Annotated in this window: 5 protein-coding genes; 1 reads left to right on the forward strand and 4 read right to left on the reverse strand. The window is 65.0% G+C overall.

Features of this window, described 5'->3' with window-relative positions; genetic code table 11:
• The coding region (locus ACI944_RS11010; protein ID WP_411719099.1) for an aldehyde ferredoxin oxidoreductase C-terminal domain-containing protein at positions 1 to 1,335 on the forward strand (1,335 nt) is incomplete at its 5' end.
• A 324-nt stretch (positions 1,336 to 1,659) separates the two neighbouring features.
• Here ACI944_RS11010 and ACI944_RS11015 read toward each other — a convergent pair.
• The 4 genes from ACI944_RS11015 to ACI944_RS11030 all read right to left on the reverse strand — a co-directional run.
• Positions 1,660 to 2,019: a NifU family protein gene (locus tag ACI944_RS11015; protein WP_411719100.1), complete on the reverse strand. Its 360-nt coding sequence runs from the start codon at positions 2,017 to 2,019 to the stop codon at positions 1,660 to 1,662.
• A gap of 144 nt (positions 2,020 to 2,163) precedes the next feature.
• The gene (locus tag ACI944_RS11020; protein WP_411719101.1) at positions 2,164 to 3,444 is read right to left on the reverse strand and encodes an adenosylhomocysteinase; all 1,281 of its coding nucleotides are present in this window, start codon (positions 3,442 to 3,444) and stop codon (positions 2,164 to 2,166) included.
• Between the two features lie 82 nt (positions 3,445 to 3,526).
• The gene (locus tag ACI944_RS11025; RefSeq protein ID WP_411719102.1) at positions 3,527 to 4,423 is read right to left on the reverse strand and encodes a hypothetical protein; all 897 of its coding nucleotides are present in this window, start codon (positions 4,421 to 4,423) and stop codon (positions 3,527 to 3,529) included.
• A 126-nt stretch (positions 4,424 to 4,549) separates the two neighbouring features.
• Positions 4,550 to 5,596 (reverse strand): amidohydrolase (locus tag ACI944_RS11030; protein ID WP_411719103.1); only part of this gene is annotated, 1,047 nt, incomplete at its 5' end.

Raw genomic sequence — 5,596 nt, forward strand, 5'->3', positions numbered from 1 at the left:
GACGAACTCACGATCGTTCATCTGACTGACGAGGGCGTCAAGTTCGAGCCCGTCCCCGGCCTTGAGGGGGCGACCGTCCCCGAAACGGCCGCGTATCTCGACTCCGAACACGGCATCGAGAGCGATCGGACGGCGATCGTCGGTCCTGCCGGCGAGAACGAGGTCCGGTTCGCCTCCATCATGACGACTGAAGAGCGCGCCTTCGGCCGGGGCGGCCTCGGCGCGGTCCTCGGGTCGAAAAACGTCAAGGCGCTCACCGTCGGCGGCGATGCCCGACCCGATCTCGAGCTTCCGGCGACGGCCGCGGAAATCCATCGCGAGGCGGCCACCGACGATCACATCATGAAGCGTCAAGGGACCGTGTCGGTGCTGTCGCTGGCCAACGAGATGGACGGCCTGCCGTCGTACTACTTCTCCGAACGGTCTTTCGAGGGGGCCGAAGGGATCGACGGCGAGGCTGTCGAGCAGAAAAAGTATAAAAAGGGAACGTGTTCGGCGTGTGCGTTCGCCTGCAAGCTGCCGACGCGTGACGAGGCCCGCGGCGTCGAGACCGAAGGTCCCGAGTTCGAGGTCGCGATGGCGTTCGGCTCCAACGCCGGTGTTGACGACATCGTCGACGTGATGATCTCGAACGAGTTGTGCGACCGCTACGGCGTTGACGCGATCTCGGCGGGGAACACGATCGCCGCTTACCTCGAAAGCGAGGACGCGTTCGGTGACACCGAGTTGATTCACGACCTCGTTGAAAAGATCGCTCGCAGAGAGGGGATCGGAGACATCTTAGCCGAAGGCATCCACCGGGCACACGACCAGTTGGGCGTCGACGACTGGAGTGTAAAAGGACTCGACTTCGCGGCCCACGAAGGGCGACTCCTCCACGGGCAGGCGCTGTCGTACGCGGTCGCGAACCGCGGTGCTGATCACATGTACGCGACGTTCTACTCGGTCGAGTACCCCCTCGTCGACGCCGATGAGGCGATGGACCCCGCCGGGATGGCTGGTAAGGCCGAACGACTCGTCGAGCGCGAGAACCTGATGGCGCTGAACGACAGCGGAATTGTCTGCAAGTTCTCTCGGGACTACATGACGACCGAGCGCTACGAGGCGCTGTTCGGGGCTGACTTCGAGGACCTCATGGCAGTCGGTGCGCGAACTGTCACCCTCGAGCGTCACTTCAACAACCGCCGGGGGTTCGACCGCGACGACGACGCGCTCCCCTACGACATCCCCGACCTCGAGCGCGGGCTTGAGGAGTACTACGAGGCCCGCGGGTGGATCGACGGCGTCGTCCCCGAAGAGGCGCTCCCCGAGGAGGCCGCTGAGTCGGCGGCCTGAGCGGTCGCCGCAGTCCGGGCCGGAACAGCTGTTTCGGGGGTATATAAATAACAGCCGACTGAAGTACGGTTGGTTCATAAATGAGCGGCCGTCGGGCCACTCGTCGTAGAGCGCGTCGGCGAGCGCGTTCGGCCCGCCGGCAATCGGGGTGGTCTCCGTCGCGGCGAACGACCAGACCTCCTCACGTAGCGGCCGCTGGATCTCGGTCTCCTCGAATCGAGTACGGACCGGTGTATCTCCCGGTAAAAAGCCTGTCGTCGTCGGACCACCCGACGGATCGGGAGACGAAACAGAAACGGAACGAAACGGAAACGCTCGTGGCCGTCAGAACGGGGCTTCGGGGCCCTCGTCGTCGTCGCCGCCGCCCTCACCGGGGAACGACGGAGAAACCTGCCCGCCGGACATACCCTCGCTACCGCCGGTGGAACCGGTGTCGGCGTGAACGGTGTCGATTTCGGGGATCTCTTGAGTCATGCGGCTCTTGATCGCCTGGATCGTCATCGGAGAGATGCCGCAGCCGGAACACGCGCCGCCGAGCATCACGGTTACCTCGCCCGCCTCGCGGTCGAGATCCTGAATCGCCGCGCTGCCGCCGTGCATCTGGATCTGCGGGAAGTTGCGGCGCAGGAAGTTGCTGATTCGTTCGCGGAGTTCGTCGTCGCTGTCGGCCGTCTCGGTGCTCATAGAAGCCGCTACGTAGCGCAGCCGTATGAAGATTTGCCTCCGGGGTGAACGTCGCGTTACGGCGTCCCCGGATCGTGTGCGACCTGTTTGTTCACCCGGCGACAACTGATGAACGGCGACGCGAACGCTCCGCGTTCTCCCACGTCACGTCCCGTGCTGCCAACTGTCCATGTACGCCGCCTGCTCGTCGCTCAGCGCGTCGATCCCGATGCCCTCGGCGTCAAGTTTGATCTCGGCGACCTCCCGGTCGAGTTCGTCCGGGACCTCGTGGACCCCGGGGCCATAGGAGTCGGTGTTTTCGACCATTTCCCGCACGCAAACCGCTTGGATGCCGAAGCTCTGGTCCATCACCTCGACAGGGTGGCCCATCGCAACCGGCGAGGCGAGGTTGACGAGACGGCCCTCGGCCAGGACGTTGATCCGTCTGCCGTCGGCCATCTCGAACTCCTCGATGCCGTCGCGGACCTCTCGGCGGGCGGCGGCCAAATCGTCGAGCGCATCGAGGTCGATCTCGACGTTGAAGTGGCCGGCGTTCGCGAGAACGACGCCATCGGCCATCCGTTCGAAGTGCTCCCCGACGATCACGTCGCGGTTGCCGGTCGTCGTCACGAATACGTCGCCCGTCTCGGCGGCCTCGGTCATCGGACAGACTTCGTAGCCCTCCATGTGGGCCTCGAGCGCGCGGCGAGGTTCGACCTCCGTGACAATCACGTGGGCGTTCTGCCCCTTTGCTTTCTTCGCGACGCCCTTTCCACAGTAGCCGTAGCCGGCGACAACGACGGTCTTGCCGGCAAAAGAGAGGTTCGTCGTCATCGCAATGTTGGACAGCGAGGCCTCCCCGGTGCCGTGGACGTTGTCGAAGAGTCGCTTCATCGGCGTGTCGTTGACGGCGAACATCGGATAGCGCAACTCGCCGTCGTCGTCCATCGCACGCAGGCGGTGGACGCCCGTCGTCGTCTCCTCACAGCCCCCGAGTATCGAATCGATCAACTCGGGGTATTCGTCGTGGATCGCCATCACGAGGTCGCCGCCGTCGTCGACGGTGACCGTCGGCCCGTGATCTAAGGTGGCCTCGATGGCGGCGTAGTACTCCGTGTCGTCGACCTCTCGCTTGGCGTAGGACGTGATCGCGTCGGTAGCGTCGAGCGCCGCCGAGACGTCGTCGTGGGTCGACAGCGGGTTACAGCCGGTGATGGCGACCTCCGCGCCGGCCTCCGCGATGACCTCGGTCAGGACGGCGGTCTTCGCCTCGACGTGCATTGCCATGGCAACCGTCTGCCCCTCGAGCGGCTGTTCATCGCCGAACTCGTCGGCGATCGAGGTCATGATCGGCATGTGCTGGCGGGCCCACTCGATCTTCTTCCGGCCGGATTCGCGCGCCCCGGCCGGGTCGTCGAGTTGTTCGGTGATCGTCGGATGACTCATACTTCTGACAAGGGGCGAGAACGGGAAAACGCTACCGAACGGCGGACGACGCGGCCGATCTGACCGAAGCGGTCCGAACCGGCTATCGCCCCGGAGGTCCGTTTCCGGGCGTCTTTCCGCTGTTTCCGGGGCCGCTACCGTTCGAGTTCTCCGCGCCGTCTCTGTCGGCTCCACGATCAGTCTCCTCGCGGTCGCTCTCGCCTTCCCCGTCGTCACTGTCAACGGCGTCGTCGGTATGCATCCCGTCGTCGTTATCAGCTTCATCGCGGCTGTCGGATTCGTCACCGGTGTTGGAGTCAGTCCCGGCGTGGTCCGGTGCCCCGGCGTGCGCCGGCGGGCCAGTTCGTCCGTCCGTTTCCATCCCGTTTGCCGAGCCGGGTTTGTTCTCAGCGGTTGCGTCCCCCGGCCCCGTGTGTGCAGGCGGGTTTCCGGGGTTGTTCGAGGTCACGAACCCGGCGACGCGTTGGCCGATAGTCCCGTTGTCGTCGAGATTCGAGAGCCTCTGGACGAACGACGGCACTTGGAGCCCAAACGGCTGTTCGGGGTTGACTTCACCTATCGGGCCGACGTCCGTCTCGGAGTCCACCGGAAGCGTCTCGTGTGCCGTCGTGGTCCGATTGTCGACAGTCGCTCGGATCGTCACGTGCAGCCGTTTGTCAGGTGTCGGAAGCTCGACAGTGCCGTTTTCGTCGGTCGTGTACGTGCCAATACCCGCGTATGTGTGGTTTCCGCTGTCGACTGTTCCGTTGCTCCCAGTAATCGTCTCGTTTCCGTCGTCGACAGTCACGTTGACGGTGGCGTTCGCCGCGCTGTCGCCGTCGTCAGTCACGGTTACGCGGGCGTCGTTGTCTACTGCGATGTCGATCGCCAGGTTCCCGTTCGACGATTCCGCATTGGCGAGCGCCAGTCCCGGACCGATCACCGACAGCGCCAGCAGCACCGACAGCGAAACGGCGGCCAGCCGTGTGTTTTGCTTCATGCTCACCCGACGCTACACCGAGCATCTGATTAAACCGGGTCGCTCGTTCAATCCGTTCATTCCGTTCGTCCGGCGTTCGAACCGATCGTAGAACGACGTAAACTGTTTATAATCGCTTCTGGGCGTTCAATTTCTCGACCCCGCCCGTTCGACCAGCGCCTTAGCGCGCCGCTCGGCATCGCGGGTGACCGTGGCCTCGTCGAGGGTTAATAGCTCTCGGTCGCGGACGACAGTCTCGCCGCCGACGACGGTGTGTCGGACATCCGAGCCCCGGACAGCGTAGGCAAGGTGGCTAACGAGGTCGTGGGCGGGGGTGAGGTGGGGCTTGTCGAGATCGACGACAGCGAGATCCGCGAGCGCGCCCGCCTCGATCCGCCCCGAATCGAAGCCGAGTACCTCGGCGCCGCCCTCGGTCGCTGCCCGAACGATATCGGGTGCGGCGACCGCCGCCGCGTCATCGGTTTTGAGCTTGCCGACCATCGCGGCGTCCCGCAGTTCATCGAAAACATCGAGATCGTTGTTGGAGGCCGCGCCGTCGGTGCCGATCCCGACCGGCACACCCGCCTCGAGCATCGCTTGTACGGGTGCGATCCCGCTCGCGAGTTTCATATTCGAGGCCGGACAGTGAGCGACGCCGACGCCGCGCTCGGCGAGCAGTTCGATCTCCGTTTCGTCGACGTGGACGCCATGGGCGATGAAGTCGCCCGCCTCGAGTACTCCGAGGTCGTCGGCGTACTCCAGCGGCCGGACGCCGTGTTCCTCGACGATCGGATCGACCTCGTCGCGGGTCTCGTTGGCGTGATAGTGCAGCGGCACCCCTGCCTCGCGGGCCCGCGGAACGTACTCCTCAAGCACGTCGGCGTCGACGGTCGTCAGCGAGTGTGGCATCAGCGCGCTCTCGATTCGGCCGTCCGCCGCGCCGTCGAGTTTACGGGCGACTGCGAGGCCTTCCTCGAAGTCCGCGCGTGCCTCAGCGTCGTCCTTGCCGATGGTCACGATCCCATGGCCGACGCGCGCCCGGAGTCCGGCCTCGGCGAAGACCTCCGCGGCCGCCGGCACCTCGAAGTACATGTCACCGAGTGCGGTCACGCCGTTTTTGAGGAGTTCAACCGTGCCGAGGCGAGCCCCGGTGACGATATCTTCGGGTTCGAGGGCCGCCTCAGCCGGCCAGAT

Source organism: Natronomonas sp. (genome assembly GCF_046710025.1).
Lineage (GTDB): Archaea > Halobacteriota > Halobacteria > Halobacteriales > Haloarculaceae > Natronomonas.

Bases quoted from the DNA above. Each gene is read 5' to 3' on its own strand.
- ACI944_RS11025 (WP_411719102.1), bottom strand. From the start codon at position 4,423: ATGAAGCAAAACACACGGCTGGCCGCCGTTTCGCTGTCGGTGCTGCTG.
- ACI944_RS11015 (WP_411719100.1), bottom strand. From the start codon at position 2,019: ATGAGCACCGAGACGGCCGACAGCGACGACGAACTCCGCGAACGAATC.
- ACI944_RS11020 (WP_411719101.1), bottom strand. From the start codon at position 3,444: ATGAGTCATCCGACGATCACCGAACAACTCGACGACCCGGCCGGGGCG.